We start from the raw sequence: 13,827 nt of genomic DNA, 5'->3' as shown, positions 1-13,827 counted from the left end.
TGATCCGCGTCAATGCGCGGCGGACATATCGACCGGCCCCTTGGGACGCGGCGAAAACCAGACGAGCGCCGCGGCAAGGAACAGGACGATGGCCGTCACCAGGAAGGTGTGATTGACGGCGAGCGTCATTGCTTCCTTGTCGACCAGATTGGCGATCATCGCGCGAACCTGCTCCATCGAGAAACCGGCATCCGACAGCCGCGCCTGGACATCGTCGGGCCGGAGCGTGGAGGCAAGCTCGCTGGTCGCGGTGCGCTGCGCATCGCCCCAGACGGTGAGCGCGAGCGACGTCGCGATCGCGACCGACATGGTGCGCAGGAAATTCTGCAGGCCCGCTGCAGAGGCGGTCTCACTGGGCTCGACCGAACTCAGCGTGACGGTAGTCAACGGGATCATGAAGAACGGCATCGCGAAACCCTGCAGGAACTGGGGCAGCGACAGCGTGTAGAAATCGGCATTGCTCGCCCATTGCGAGCGCAGCACCGCCATCACCCCGAGCCAGGCGACCGCGCAGGACACCATCAGCCGTGCGTCCACCTTGGGCAGCAGCCGCGCCGCGACGGGCGCGGTGGAAAAGGCCGCCATCGCGGTAAAGGCGGTGACGATTCCCGCCCAGGTCGCGGTATAGCCCATCGAGATCTGCAGCCATTGCGGGATCACCACGATGCTCGCGAAATAGGCGCCGAAACATAAAGCCAGCGTCACGACACCGAAGCTGAAGCCGCGATGGCGGAAGATGCGCAGGTCGACCACGGGATGCTCTTCAGTCAGTTCCCAGATCACGAATGCGATGAAGCCGATCACCGCCAGGATCGCGAGCACCAGGATCTTCGGATCGGCGAACCAGTCGTGATCGCGGCCAATATCGAGCACGATCTGAAGACAACCGATCCAGAAGATCAGCAGGCCCAGGCCGATCCTGTCGATCGGCACCTTCACCGTCGGCGTCTCGATCGAGCGCATCAGCGCCGCGGCGGCGATCGTGCAGAAGATCGCGACCGGGATGTTGATGAAGAAGATCCAGTGCCAGCTCCAATTGTCGCTGATATATCCGCCGATGATCGGGCCGAAGGCGGGGCCGAGCAAAGTCGTCATCGCCCAGAGCCCCATAGCCCGGCCGCGCTGTTCGGGCGGAAAGACACGCAGCATCAGGGTTTGGGACATCGGCATGATCGGCCCGCCGCACAACCCCTGGCCGATGCGGCAGGCGACCAGCATGCCGAGCGTCATCGACATGCCGCACAACAGCGAGAACAGGCCGAAGCCGACCATGCTGGCGACGAACAGCCTGACCGTGCCGAAGCGCTGGGCGAGCCAGCCCGTCAGCGGCACGCAGATCGCCTCCGCCACCGCATAGGATGTGATGATCCACGTGCCCTGATCGGCCGAGATACCGAGATTGCCCGCGATATGGGGGACGGAGACGTTCGCGATCGTGAGGTCGAGCACGACCATGAAATTGCTGAGTGCGAGGATGAGCCCCGCCATCAGGCGCCGCGATGGAGCGATCATCACGGGATCGGCGTGCCGGCTCGCCATCGCGATTGTCCTATTTGCCCGAGATATCGATCTCGACCTCGGTAGAGAGGCCGATGCGCAGGGGATGCTTCGCCAGTTCCTTGGGGTCGAGTTCGATGCGGACGGGCAGGCGCTGAACCACCTTGATCCAGTTGCCCGTGGCATTCTGCGCCGGGATCAGCGCCATCGACGCGCCCGTCCCACCCGAGAAGCCGGCGACGCGGCCATGATATTCGACGCTGCCGCCATAGAGATCGGCGGTGACCTTGGCGGGCATGCCGACGCGCACGTCGCGCAGCTGCCGCTCCTTGAAATTGGCGTCGATATAGACATTGGCGAGCGGCACGATCGTCATGATCGGCGCGCCCTGCGCCACGCGCTGGCCCACCTGCACCTGGCGCTTGGTCACGACGCCGTCGATCGGCGCACGGATGATCGTGCGTTCCAGGTCGAGCCGCGCCGATGCCAGCCGTGCCTTGGCGACGAGCACGCCCGGATCGGTCTCCACCGTCGCCCCGGCAACGAGCGCGTCGTTCGCGGCCAGCTGGCCGGACGCGGCGCCGCGCGTCGCCTCCGCCTGTTTGACGCCGGCCTCCGCCAGCGCGCGCGCGGCTTGCGCGGCGGCGAGCGCCTTGCGCGCCGCGGTCAGTTCCTCGCCCGAAACCGCGCCGCTGCCGGCAATCGCTTCGCGGCGCTGAAGATCGATGCGCGCCTTGTCGAGATCCGCATTGGCGCTGACGAGCTGCGCGCGCGCCTGCGCGATATCCGCGCCCCGCGCCTGCACCTGCGCGGCGAGCGAGGTGCTGGTGGCCGCGGTCTGGCGGAAACGGCGGCGCGCATCGGCCAGATCGGCCTCCGCCTGCGCGATCGCGATCTGCGCGTTGGTCGGATCGAGCCGCACCAGCACATCACCACGCTTGACGCTGGCGGTGTCGCTCACATTCACCGCCTGTACCTGCGCGGAGATCAGTGGCGTCACCTGCGCCACCTCCGCATTGACATAAGCATTGTCGGTGCTGACGTGATTGCGCCCGATCAGGAAATACCAGGCCGCCCAGATCAGGCCGATCACCGCCACGGCGATGGCCAGACGGGTCAGCCAGGTCTTGCGCTTTTCCAGGCGCGCGGCGGCGACCGCCGCACCGTCCGGCACGGCTTCGCTTGCAACGATGGCGGGGTTTCCGGCGTCAGCCATTGGGATTGTCCTTGATGATGTGCGCCGTGTCGGCGGAGACGACGAAGCCGCCGCCCAGCGCACGGATCAGCGCGATGTCGAGCGCGAAGGCGCGTGTTTCAATCTCGGCGAGCGACTGGCGCGCGGCAAGCAGCCGGTCCTCGACATTGAGCACGTCGAGATAGGTGGACAGGCCGCCGCGATAGCGCGTCTGCGCGATCGCATAGGCCTGTTCGGACGCGGCGACCGCCGCGCGCGCATCGGCAAGCCGCTGGACCAGCGCGCGCTGGCTCGTCACCGCATCCGCGACCTGGCGATACGCCTCGACCACGGTCTTGTCGTAATCCGCGACGGCTTCGTCATAGCTGGCGCGCGCGCCGCGATACTGGCCGGACAGCGCACCGCCCTGGAAGATCGGCAGGCTGATCGCGGGGCCGACGCTGCCGAAGATCGAATCCTTCTTCACCAGCGAGTCGAGCCCGAGCGACTGGACGCCGATCAACCCGCTCAGGCTGATCGCGGGGAAGAAATCGGCGCGCGCCACCTTGATGCGGCTCGCCATCGCCTCGGCCCGCGCACGCGCGGCGGCGATATCGGGCCGGCGGCCGATCAGGTCGGTGGTGACTCCGGCGGGCAAGCCGCGTGAGCCATGACCGGCAAGCGCCGGTCGCGTGATGGCGAGGCCACGATCGGGGCCGGCCCCGATCAGTGCGGCGATCTGGTTGCGCCGGAGCGCGATCGCTTCTTCCGCGGCGGACAGGTTCGCACGGGCCGTCGCGACACCGGCATCGGCCTGGCGCAGCGCCCCGCGCGTATCGAGCCCGGTCGATTCGCGCTCGGCGACCAGCTTCTGCGTCTCGCCGCGGATCGCGAGCGCGCGTTCCTGGATATCGCGCTGGTCGTGGAGGCGCGCGAGATCGGCATAAGCGTCGGCAACGGCAGTTGCGATCATCAGCCGCGCGGCCTGGGCGTCGATTCCGGCGGCCGCCGCATCCGACGTGGCGGCGGCGAGCGCGGCGCGGTTCTTGCCCCACAGATCGAGGTCGAAGCCAAGATTGATGCCGACGCGCCCGCCATCGAGCCAGCCCTGGGGCACGAACTCCTTGGGAAAGCCCATATTGTAGCTCTGCTTGTCGACCGTCGCCCTGCCATCGGCGGAGATCGACGGAAGCAGCGGCGCGCCCGCCTGTTGGGCATAGCCCGACGCCCTGCGGAACCGCGCCGAGGCGGCCGCGATGTCGGGCGCGTTGCGCAAGCCCTCTTCGATCAGTGCGGTCAGTTGCGGATCGCCATAGCCGCTCCACCAATTCTCGCCCGGCCATGCGGCCTCGCCCGCCGCCATGCTGCGATCGGCGGCGATCGATGCCGGTGCACGCAACGCCGGCTGCGGACCGAGATCGGGAATCGACGCGCAGGATGCGAGCAGCGCGGTTCCCGCCAACAGGGGAGCGAAACGAACAGCCATAAGGAAAACCGTACCAGATAGTATACCTTCGCGCCCTGCGCCTCCGCCTGGGGCTTGTCAACAGAAAATCGTACTCTATGGTACGGCAATTATGGAGAGGATCGAAGACCGCCCACCCACCCGCCGTGAAGCCCGACGCCAGGATCGCCGCGATGCGATCGTGACCGTCGCCGCCCAGTCGTTCCTCGAATGCGGCTATGCCGGCACCACCATGTCGGCGATCGCCGCGACGCTCGGCGGATCGAAAGGTACGCTGTGGAGCTATTTCCCGTCCAAGCCCGAGCTGTTCGCCGCCGTGCTGGACGAGGTCACGATCGCGTTTCGCGCCCGCCTGTCCGAGATCCTGAATCCGAACGGTGAACTGCGGCCGACATTGGCGCGCTTCTGCCTCGGCTTCATGGCCAAGGTGACATCGCCGCACGCGATCGCGCTGCACCGGCTTATCGTGGCGGAAGCCGGCCGGTTTCCTGAAATCGGGCAGATCTTCTACGAGCGAGCGCCGCGCGCCACGCAGCGGCTGCTCGCCGATTTCCTCGCGGGCGCGATGGAACGCGAACAGTTGCGCCGCGACGATCCGCTCATCGCGGCACGGCTGCTCGTCAATCTCTGCATGGCGAGCTCCCACCAGGAACTGCTGCTCGGCCTGATCAAGGCGGCCACCGATGAACGGATGGAGACCGATGTCGAGCGTGCGCTCGACATCTTCATGCGCGCCTACGCCCCTATTTGATCGCAGCGAACGTGTAGAGGAACTCGACATAACCCATCGTCGTATCGACCAGGCCGGCGACCCTGGGATTGGTCGAATCGATCAGGAAATATTCGTCGGGGGCATGGGCATTGCCCCCGGTGCCGAGCCCGAACCGGCCGACGGGAACCGAGACCGGCGGTTGGGTGAAGGTGCCGCCCGGCCAGCTTCCTGCCAGACGGACATTGAGGTTCGGCCGCACGCCGAGCGTCTTGTACGTCGCCACTTCGGCACGGATGAGGCGGCTGTTCTCGTCGGTTTCGGTCGGATCGTAACCGCCGCTGACGTTCATCTCGACATCGGCGAAGCCATGTTTGTCGAGATGCGCGCGCAGCTTCTTCATCGCCTCCGCGCGCGTCTGGTTGGGAACAAGGCGCAGGTCGAGCTTCGCGACCGCGCGGCCGGGCAGCACGGAGCGCGGCGAGGAAGGTGCCCTCCGGCCCCTTATGGTTCGCTCTGCCGCGCCCCATCATCACGGTGCCGAGCCCCTTGCGCTCGGCCAGCTTGCCCTCGAGCGGCGGAGACGACCATTCGGCGGCGTCGTACTGCTTGACGTCGTACATGAAATAAAGGCCCAGCGTGCGCGGCGCGCCGACGTCGAGCGAGCCGAACACGCCCGGATGCCCATCGGTGGCGACGATCTCGACATTGGCGAAGCCGGCATCGCGGGCGAGCACTGCCATATAGGCGGCTCCCTCGGCCATGTTGCGGTTCTCCGCCGCGATCGACGGCAGCGCGATCCAGTCGCGGATGCGCTTGATCGACGCATCCTTGCCCGCCTGCGCCGCCTTTCGGATATCGGCCATCGCCCCCGATTGCGCAAACAGCGGCAATGGCTGCGCAAAGGCGGCGCCCGCCCCCAACAGGGCGCCCGCCCGGATCATCTCGCGGCGGTTCGGTCGATCGGTATTGTGGATGTCCATGCGGCATCTCCCTGCGTTTCTTTTCGCGGGGAGGTTTCGTTGGGAATGGCCCGGATCGCAACGCGCAATAGCCGCGGGTAAGGCTAAGCCCATCTAAGCCTTGACCGCGTCACGCAAACATCACCCATTCGACCTGAAACCGTAACGCCCATCCCCTAGCGGCGCCCCGAACGGACATGGTTCGCAACATGGGGGAAATATCATGAAACAGTCCACGCTTCGGCTGAACGCGTCGCTCGTCGCGATCGGACTCGGCCTGCTTGCCGCGGCACCTGCGGCTGCGCAGTCGCGTCAGGTGACCACGCCCAACGTCACCAATGCCGAGGGCACGACAACTGTCGTGATGAACGGCACCACCTTCGCCAACAAGGGCCTGGTCGGCGCCGGGCGGCTGGACGCCAACACCCGCGATTTCCGCAACGAGACGCTGGGCAGCTTTTCCGGCATGGCGCTGAACCTGTCGACCTGGCGCCGCAATGCCGACGGCAGCTATGCCAGCAGCATGTATACGCTGCCCGATCGCGGACCGTTCGACGGCGCGATCGACTATCGCAACCGCGTCCACACCGAGAATATCAGCTTCAAACCGCTGACAGGCACCGGCAGCCTGCCGCAATCGGCGAGTTCGCAGAACCAGTTGACCATCACGCCCACCGGCGGCTTCACACTCAAGGACGCGAACGGCGTCGAGATAACCGGCCGGGATCCGGGCGGTAACACCGTCACCCGCAACGGCATCGTCTATCCCGTCGCGACCGACGGCACCGCCGCCGGCCATGTCAGCCTGGACGCCGAAGCCATCGCCTTCCGTCCGGACGGCACCTTCTACATCTCCGACGAATATGCCGCCGGCCTTTATTATTTCGATGCGACAGGCAAGCAGATCGGCGCGATCCAGACGGTGCCCGCGCTGTTGCCGCGCACCGGCGGTGCGATCGATTTCAACAGCACGACACCGGGCCAGGCCGGCCGCCGCAACAACCAGGGCCTGGAGGCCATGGCGATCACGCCCGACAACAGGAAACTGGTCACCATCCTGCAATCGGCGACGGTGCAGGATACCAACGGCGCCAACCAGCAGACACGCAACAATACGCGCCTCCTGGTCTACGATATCAGCAGCAACGCCACGCCGACCAACCCGGTTGGCCATTATGTGCTGCAATTGCCCACCTTCAACAACAACGGCTCGGGCGGCGCGCCCGACCGGACCGCAGCGCAGTCCGAGATGCTCGCGCTGAACGACACCCAGTTCCTTGTCCTCTCGCGCGACGGCCTGGGTCGCGGCGTCGCCGCCAACGCCAGCAGCAGCCCGACGCCGATGTTCAAGAGCATCCTGCTGGTCGACACGGCGAACGCGACCAATCTCGCCGGCACCCAGTATGAGACGAGCAACGCGCCTCTCGCCACCAGCGGCACGCTGAATCCGAGCATCGTGCCTGTCCAGCAGGTCGAACTGGTCAACATGCTCAACCCCGTGCAGCTCGCACGCGTCGGCATGAACATCACCCGGCTTCCGCTGACCAACTCGACCTCGATCGGCGAGAAATGGGAAGCGATGGCGCTGGCGCCGGTGCTGGAGGAGGGCGCACCGCAGGACTTCTTCCTGTTCGTCGGCAACGACAATGATTTCCAGGGCACCAGCATCATCTTCAACGGCGTTCCCGGCACCTCCGGCGCGCTCGACGGCACGGGCAACAACGATAGCATCCTGCTGGTCTATCGCCTGACCCTGCCGACCTATGTCGACCCCATGGCGCTCCAGGCGATGAAGACGATGGCCCCCGACGTGCTGTACGGCACGCGCATGGCTATGAACGGGCTGGGCATGAGCGCAACACAGCCCGCGATGCGTTTCCTGAACGCGCGGCGCGGCTGGGACGCGCCACAGAATGAACAGCGCGTCCAGCTCTGGCTCGATACCGACTGGAACAAGATCGGTGCCGGCGCGAGCCCGCTGACCGGACTCGATGTCGACACCATCGCGACCACCGTCGGGCTCGACCTGCGGATCGGCGACAATGCGCGGATCGGCGTGACAGGCGGCTATCGCAAGATGGACGGCCGGCTCGCTTATGGTTCGCCGCTGGAGGCGCGCGCCTGGACGGTCGGCGCCTATGCCGCGATCGAGACGCCGATGGGTCTTTACGCCCAGGCATCAGGCGCCTGGCTGGGCGACGCGAAGTTCCGCGAGATCGGCCGCATCTCCGCCTATGGCCAGCAGGCGACGGGCAAGACCAAGGGTGACGGCTGGGCGGCGAGCGGTGAGATCGGCTGGACCATGCCTGTCGGCAAGGCCAGCCTGACCCCCTTCGCGGCGGTCGACTATGTCGATCTTTCGCTCGACGGCTATACCGAGACCGGCGCCTCGGTCTCGAACATCACCTATGCCGCGCGCGGCTTCAAGAAGCTGACCGCCAGCGTCGGCGGCGAACTGGGCGCGCAGCTCGGCGCGATCCGCCCGGCGATCCGCGCAGGCTATAGCGTCGAGAAGGAAAGCGGCGACAAGAGCACGGCGGTGCACCTGGCGGGCGCGCAGCATGCCATGGGCTCGGCGGTGCTGCCGCTCGCCGATACCGAGCGCGACAGCGCCTTCGCCGAGTTGCGCGTCGCCATGCGCGAAGGTGCGTTTTCGGGCTATGTCTCCGGCCGTGGCCGCTGGGGCCGGGGCGACGACGATGCGCGCGTCTCGATCGGCGTCGGTTACTCGTTCTGATGTCGAAGCCCGGCCGGGGGAAACGCTCCTGGCCGGGTCGCGGTTGATCACGGCGGCAAAGAACGGCAGATGTGGGCGTGATCCGGTTTTCCGGAAAAGGGGGCTCGCATATGCCGTTCGGTGACACCGAAAACTGGAACTGCCCCTGATGCATGGGGTCGAAGCGTTCGAGCTCGTGCTCGGGCTGCTCGCCCTGGTCGTCGCGCTCCACTGGCTGGCGCTCAAGCTGCGGCTGCCCCCGGCGACCGCGCTGCTCGTTGGCGGCGGCGCACTCGCTTTCGTGCCCGGCCTGCCCGCCATCTCGCTCGATCCGGAACTGGCGCTCGTCCTGTTCCTGCCGCCGCTGCTGATGGACGGCGCCTATTACACCGCGCTCGGGCGCTTCCGGCGCCATCTGCCGGGCATATTGTCTCTGGCGGTGGGCGCGGTGGTGTTCACGACGCTCGCCGTCGGGCTGGTCGCCCATTGGCTCGTGCCTGGCCTGCCATGGGCCGCGTGCTTCGCTCTGGGCGCTATCGTGTCGCCGCCCGACGCGGTTTCGGCGCGCGCGGTGCTCAAGGACGTCCCTTTGCCGCGGCGGCTGTCCGCACTGCTCGAAGGCGAAAGCCTGCTCAACGACGCGACCGGACTGATCCTGTTCCGCTTCGCTGTCGCCGCGACCCTGAGTGGCGTTTTCCATGCCGGCGAGGCGGTGCAAAGCTTCGCCATGGTCGCGATCGGCGGCGTCATCGTCGGGCTGGCGGTCGGCGCCGCCTGGGTCTTCGTCGTCCGCCACCTGCGCGATCGGATGCTCGTCGTCGTCGCGACGGTTTCATTGGGCTGGGCCGCCTATCTCGCGGGCGAGGCCGTCCATGTCTCGGGCGTGATCGCCACCGTCGCCGCCGGGCTGGTGCTCGGCTGGTACCAGCATGTCGTGCTTTCCGCCGATGTCCGGCTGCTCGGCAATTCGGTCTGGCGGATCATGGTGTTCGTGCTCGAAGCGCTCGTCTTCATCCTGATCGGCTTCTCGCTGCGCGGCGCGGTTGAAAGGATCGGCGGGATCGATGCGCTTCCCGCATCGATGGTCATCGCGATACTCGGCGTCGTGCTCACCGTCACCATCGTCCGTTTCCTGTGGATCCTGGGATCGGAGACGCTGCTCGAAATCGCCCGCAAGGCCGGTTTGAAACGGGCGCGTCCGCTCGGCTGGCGTCAGGCAGTGGTCCTTGGCTGGGCGGGCATGCGTGGCGTGGTGACGCTGGCGGTTCCGCTGACGCTGCCCATGAACATGCCGGGTCGCGACCTGATGCTGATCTGCGCCTTCGCGGTCATCTTCGTGACCGTCGTGGTGCAGGGCTCCAGCCTCGGCTGGCTCGTCCGCAAGGTCCGGCCGGTCGACGAGGATCCACCCGCGAGGATGAACCTGCCCGCGGCCGAGGCAGCGATGGCCCGCGCCAGGATCGCGGTCGTCGAGATCCTCGCTTTTGCGCCGGACGGCACATTGATCCACCCGCAAATGCTCGAGGAGCATCGGCGCCGGATGCGCTTCATGGAACGCTATGAGGAGAATGCCGCCACCGAGATGGACAATCTGCGACCGCATTTCGACGTTCTGCTCAAGGCGATCGCCGCGAGCCGCGAAGAGCTGATCCGCATCCATCGAGCGGGGATGATCGAGGACGAAGTCCTCCACGAACTGGAGCGCGACCTCGACGTCGAGGAGCTGGCGATGATCTTCCAGCGCGGCGAACCGGGCTGAACGCGGCGCTTATTCCCCTTTGTAGACCGGTCGCCGCTTCTCGCGGAACGCATCCACCCCTTCACGGAAATCGACGGTACGGCTGAGAACGACCTGGTTGCGATCCTCCAGCATCAGCGCGGCTTCGAAACTGGACGCATCGAGATTGGCGTTGAGCACTTCCTTGGTGAGGCCGAGCGCGATCGGCCCGGTCGCCAGCATCGGCTCCAGATACCGTCCGGCAGCGATCTCCAGCTCCGCCTCGGGCACCACTTCGGAGACGAGATTGAGCCTGAGCGCGCGATTGGCATCTAGGTCGCGGCCAGTCAGCAGCAATTCCGCCGCGGCCGAAGCCCCGATCAGGCGCGGGAGCAGATAGCTGGCGCCGACATCGCCGCCACCCAGTCCGATGCGGATGAAAGCGCCGTTCATCCGCGCATTTTCGGCTGCGACCCGGATATCGCAGGCGAGCCCGAGCACGAAGCCGCCACCCGCCGCCGCCCCATGGAGCAGGCCGATGATCGGCTGTGGGCAACGCCGCATCGCCAGCATCACGTTGCGGATACCGCGCTGAACTGAGAATGCCGTGCCGACATCGCCCTCCAGGAAGCGCCGCGCCTGATCGCTCGCGAGGTCGAGCCCGGCGCAGAAGGCGCGCCCCGCGCCGCGCAGCACGACGATGCGGCGATCGGGGCGGTCGTACAGTCCCTCGAAATAGCCGCGCAGCTCGGCGGTCATCCGGTCGTCGAGCGCATTGAGCCGCTCGGGCCGATTAAGCGTCAGCCAGTCGACCGCGCCACGCTGCTCGACGATGATGGTTCCGAACCGGTCACCGGTCGCGGTCACGGCCGGCCTCCGGCGTGGCGACGCGGCCCGGCATAGCCGAACAGCCAGGCACCCACCTTGCGCATCTGAATCTCCTCCGCCCCCTCGGTGATCCGGTAACGGCGATGATGGCGATAGATATGCTCGAACGGCTTGTGCCGCGAATAGCCGATACCGCCATGCACCTGCATCGCGCGATCGGCGGCTTCGCAGACCAGCCGGTTCGCCCAGTAATTGCACATGCTCACCTTGTCGGAGAGGCGTTTCTCCACTTCCGGCTTTGGCATGCGGTCCATTTCCCAGGCGGTCTTGTAGATAAGCTGGCGCAGCATCTCCGCCTGGGTCGCGAGTTCGACCAGCGGGAACTGGATACCCTGGTTCGCCGCCAGCGGCTTGCCGAACGGCTTGCGCGCCCGTGCATAGGCGATGCTTTCCTCGATACAGTAGACCGCCGCGCCCAGGCTGGACGCGGCCTGGCGGATGCGGTTCTCGTGCACGAAATGCTGGGCAAGGACGAGGCCATCGCCGGCCGTGCCCAGGATCGCATCCTCGGGCAGCCAGACGCCATCGAGCGTCATGCGCGGATGGTCGGTCGGCATGTTGAAAGTCCAGAGATACTCCTCGATCTTCAGTCCGGCGATCGGATTGGGCATCACGAAGCAGCTAATCCCCGTCGCATCGCCCGCCGCCCCATCGGTGCGGGCGAACAGCAGACAGTGGCTGGCGACATGCATGCCGGTGATCCACATTTTCTCGCCATCGATCCGCCAGCCCGCCATGCCGTCGCGACTCTCGCGCACCGCGCGCGTCTCCATATGCGTCGCGTCCGATCCGTGATCCGGCTCGGTCAGGCCGAAGGCGACGAACAGCGAACCGTCGAGGATGCCGGGAATCAGCGCCTCGCGCTGCACATCGGTACCGAAATCGCGGATCATCAGCGCCGTCGGGAAATTGCCGACGATCGAATGCTCGTTCTGCAGATCATTATGCAGCCCCAGCCCCCTGGCGGCGAGATGCTCGCGGATCACCGCCATGGCGAGATTGCCGCCATCGCACCCGCCGAACGCCGCCGGCAGCGCGAAGCGGAGATGGCCGGCGGCATCGGCGCGTCGCTTCGCCTCGGCGAGCAGATCCTCCCACTCATGCCGGGGCAAGCCGCCGCGATCCCAGTCCGTGCGCGCCCATTCGCGACGATGATCGAAGAAGCGTTCATTGTCGTCGGCCGCCTGGAGCGGCGCAATCTCGTCGGCTATGAAGCGATCGAGCGTCGCGAGATAATCGGTCAGGTCGGACGGAAGGTCGAAATCCATAAGTCCCTCACGGCTGCGCTTCGGCGCGGAATGGCGGATAGGCGGGCTGGTCGACCGCGAGCTTTGCGCGGGTCGTTTCCCAGAGATGCGTCATGAGCGCCGCCGACGCGGCATCGATCACGCGGGTGCGGATCGCATCGCATAATGCGGCATTGAGCGTGGCGAGATCACCGCCCTGCCCACCAATCAACGCCACCAGCCTTTTCCGCTCGGCAGCGTCCAGCGCGGGCTGCATCGCGCGTTCGCGGCGCGCAAGCGCCACCGCATTGGCCGCGACGCGCTGCGCGAAACCGGGCGCGATCCCTTCCTTCAACGCGTGCTCCACCTCGGCCAGCAGATCGTCGCCCGATGGTGCATCAAGCATCACCCGTCTCCCGCATCAGCGCCAACAGGTCATATTCGGTTTCCGAGGCACGCCGCGCGATCATGCCGCCCTCGACCGAGCGGACGCCGCCCGCGAAGCGCGCACCGACCCCGGCGCACATCACGCCCCAGCGCAGGCTCCCGAACATCTGCCAGAAGCGGAGATCGTCCATCGATGTCGGCCGGCCGCCAGCGGCATGATAGCCATCGAGCAGGGCCTCGCGGGTGCCAAAGCCGCCCACGGGCAGCTCGGGCCGCTGGAACCGCCAGCTCGGCACGCAGAGCCAGCCCAGATCCTCTGCCGCGCAACCGATATGCGCGGTTTCCCAGTCGAGTACCGCGCGGATGCCGTCCGGCCCCACGATCAGATTGCCGTTGCGGAAATCGCCATGGACAAGCGCGGAGGTGCCGCAATTGGGCAGACGATCGGCCAGCCAGCACAAGGCGAGTTCGAACACCGGCCGCTGCTGGCCGGTCGCGCGATAGGCTTCGGCAAGCGCGGCGACGGCATCGCCGGGCATCAGCACATCCAGCGCGGGCAAGCCATCGACGGGGATCGCATGGATGCGCGCCAAGATCTCGCCGCATTGCCGCGCCATATCGGCGCGGGCCTCGGCAAGCATTTCGTCCTTGAGGATACGGACACCGACGCTCTGGCCCGCGACATGCTGCATCGCATAGCCGGGGCGATCGGCGTCGGTCAGTTCGCAGGCGACTTCGGGCACTGGCACGCCGTGCGCATGCGCCAGCCGCAACAACGCCGCCTCGGTTGGAAGCGGGATCACACCCGCCGATTCGAAGCGTGATTCGGCGGGCGCCGCGCGCAGCACGAGCGCGCGCTCCACACCATCGGATATTGCCGAGAAGGCCCAATTCTCCTTGCTGGCACCACCGCTCAGCCGAGTGAGCGCCGACAGGCGCGGCGCGGCGCCATGCTGGCGCGCGAACGCGCGTTCGAGCGCTGCCATCAGCGGCGCGGCATCGTCCTGCCCCTCAGGCTCAGTCATGTCCTCTTCCCATGGCACACCCTTTTCCCGCGACCGATTATATGTCAAGTAAATTGACATC

General features: G+C 66.7%; 12 protein-coding genes. 4 read left to right on the top strand and 8 right to left on the bottom strand.

What is annotated here, in order from left to right:
* Positions 1-9 precede the first annotated feature (9 nt).
* Genes ACODTA_RS17555 through ACODTA_RS17545 form a run of 3 tightly spaced genes read right to left on the bottom strand, consistent with a single transcriptional unit; the run spans position 10 to position 4,157 of the window.
* Positions 10-1,539 (bottom strand): DHA2 family efflux MFS transporter permease subunit, encoded by a 1,530-nt coding sequence (locus ACODTA_RS17555; RefSeq protein ID WP_489067270.1) that lies wholly within the window; start codon positions 1,537-1,539, stop codon positions 10-12.
* 10 nt (positions 1,540-1,549) lie between these two features.
* Entirely contained in the window at positions 1,550-2,713 is a 1,164-nt protein-coding gene (locus tag ACODTA_RS17550) for an EmrA/EmrK family multidrug efflux transporter periplasmic adaptor subunit (RefSeq protein WP_489067269.1), read from the bottom strand.
* Positions 2,706-4,157, bottom strand: a complete 1,452-nt coding sequence (locus tag ACODTA_RS17545) for an efflux transporter outer membrane subunit (protein ID WP_489067268.1) — start codon at positions 4,155-4,157, stop codon at positions 2,706-2,708. Before ACODTA_RS17545 ends, ACODTA_RS17550 begins: the two co-directional genes overlap by 8 nt.
* Positions 4,158-4,248: 91 nt before the next feature.
* On the opposite strand from ACODTA_RS17545, the gene ACODTA_RS17540 reads away from it, so the two are divergent.
* A complete protein-coding gene (locus ACODTA_RS17540; RefSeq protein ID WP_489067267.1) occupies positions 4,249-4,887 on the top strand; it encodes a TetR/AcrR family transcriptional regulator in 639 nt (212 codons plus the stop codon).
* Here the strand turns inward: ACODTA_RS17540 and ACODTA_RS17535 are convergent.
* Positions 4,880-5,317, bottom strand: a complete 438-nt coding sequence (locus ACODTA_RS17535; RefSeq protein ID WP_489067266.1) for a peptidase dimerization domain-containing protein — start codon at positions 5,315-5,317, stop codon at positions 4,880-4,882. The two genes, ACODTA_RS17540 and ACODTA_RS17535, sit on opposite strands and share 8 nt — an antisense overlap.
* A gap of 34 nt (positions 5,318-5,351) precedes the next feature.
* Here ACODTA_RS17535 and ACODTA_RS17530 point away from each other — a divergent pair, with 34 nt between their 5' ends.
* From ACODTA_RS17530 to ACODTA_RS17520, 3 genes are all read left to right on the top strand, one after another.
* Positions 5,352-5,909, top strand: a complete 558-nt coding sequence (locus ACODTA_RS17530; RefSeq protein ID WP_489067265.1) for a hypothetical protein — start codon at positions 5,352-5,354, stop codon at positions 5,907-5,909.
* 121 nt (positions 5,910-6,030) lie between these two features.
* Positions 6,031-8,544, top strand: coding sequence for an esterase-like activity of phytase family protein (locus ACODTA_RS17525; protein WP_489067264.1), 2,514 nt, complete (start codon positions 6,031-6,033; stop codon positions 8,542-8,544).
* A gap of 148 nt (positions 8,545-8,692) precedes the next feature.
* Positions 8,693-10,282, top strand: coding sequence for a Na+/H+ antiporter (locus tag ACODTA_RS17520; RefSeq protein ID WP_489067263.1), 1,590 nt, complete (start codon positions 8,693-8,695; stop codon positions 10,280-10,282).
* 9 nt (positions 10,283-10,291) lie between these two features.
* Here the strand turns inward: ACODTA_RS17520 and ACODTA_RS17515 are convergent, their stop codons facing one another.
* From ACODTA_RS17515 to ACODTA_RS17500, 4 genes are read right to left on the bottom strand one after another with little or no spacing between them, the layout of a single operon-like run.
* Positions 10,292-11,107 carry an enoyl-CoA hydratase/isomerase family protein gene (locus ACODTA_RS17515; protein WP_489067262.1) on the bottom strand — a complete coding sequence of 272 codons (816 nt, stop codon included), beginning with the start codon at positions 11,105-11,107 and terminating at the stop codon, positions 10,292-10,294.
* The gene (locus ACODTA_RS17510; RefSeq protein WP_489067261.1) at positions 11,104-12,396 is read right to left on the bottom strand and encodes an acyl-CoA dehydrogenase family protein; all 1,293 of its coding nucleotides are present in this window, start codon (positions 12,394-12,396) and stop codon (positions 11,104-11,106) included. Before ACODTA_RS17510 ends, ACODTA_RS17515 begins: the two co-directional genes overlap by 4 nt.
* Before the next feature lie 7 nt (positions 12,397-12,403).
* Positions 12,404-12,760, bottom strand: coding sequence for a DUF6285 domain-containing protein (locus ACODTA_RS17505; protein WP_489067260.1), 357 nt, complete (start codon positions 12,758-12,760; stop codon positions 12,404-12,406).
* The gene (locus ACODTA_RS17500) at positions 12,753-13,766 is read right to left on the bottom strand and encodes a phosphotransferase family protein (protein ID WP_489067259.1); all 1,014 of its coding nucleotides are present in this window, start codon (positions 13,764-13,766) and stop codon (positions 12,753-12,755) included. Before ACODTA_RS17500 ends, ACODTA_RS17505 begins: the two co-directional genes overlap by 8 nt.
* Between the last annotated feature and the right edge of the window lie 61 nt (positions 13,767-13,827).

Source organism: Sphingomonas sp. FG14 (assembly GCF_057809675.1).
Note: the sequence above shows the minus strand (reverse complement) of the source record. Positions and strands in the feature narration are given on the sequence as shown.

What these genes read in the sequence shown, in the direction of transcription:
- ACODTA_RS17500 (WP_489067259.1), bottom strand. Translation starts at nt 13,766, where the DNA reads ATGACTGAGCCTGAGGGGCAGGACGATGCCGCGCCGCTGATGGCAGCG.
- ACODTA_RS17550 (WP_489067269.1), bottom strand. Translation starts at nt 2,713, where the DNA reads ATGGCTGACGCCGGAAACCCCGCCATCGTTGCAAGCGAAGCCGTGCCG.
- ACODTA_RS17555 (WP_489067270.1), bottom strand. Translation starts at nt 1,539, where the DNA reads ATGGCGAGCCGGCACGCCGATCCCGTGATGATCGCTCCATCGCGGCGC.
- ACODTA_RS17540 (WP_489067267.1), top strand. Translation starts at nt 4,249, where the DNA reads ATGGAGAGGATCGAAGACCGCCCACCCACCCGCCGTGAAGCCCGACGC.
- ACODTA_RS17545 (WP_489067268.1), bottom strand. Translation starts at nt 4,157, where the DNA reads ATGGCTGTTCGTTTCGCTCCCCTGTTGGCGGGAACCGCGCTGCTCGCA.
- ACODTA_RS17525 (WP_489067264.1), top strand. Translation starts at nt 6,031, where the DNA reads ATGAAACAGTCCACGCTTCGGCTGAACGCGTCGCTCGTCGCGATCGGA.
- ACODTA_RS17510 (WP_489067261.1), bottom strand. Translation starts at nt 12,396, where the DNA reads ATGGATTTCGACCTTCCGTCCGACCTGACCGATTATCTCGCGACGCTC.
- ACODTA_RS17520 (WP_489067263.1), top strand. Translation starts at nt 8,693, where the DNA reads ATGCATGGGGTCGAAGCGTTCGAGCTCGTGCTCGGGCTGCTCGCCCTG.
- ACODTA_RS17530 (WP_489067265.1), top strand. Translation starts at nt 5,352, where the DNA reads ATGGTTCGCTCTGCCGCGCCCCATCATCACGGTGCCGAGCCCCTTGCG.
- ACODTA_RS17505 (WP_489067260.1), bottom strand. Translation starts at nt 12,760, where the DNA reads ATGCTTGATGCACCATCGGGCGACGATCTGCTGGCCGAGGTGGAGCAC.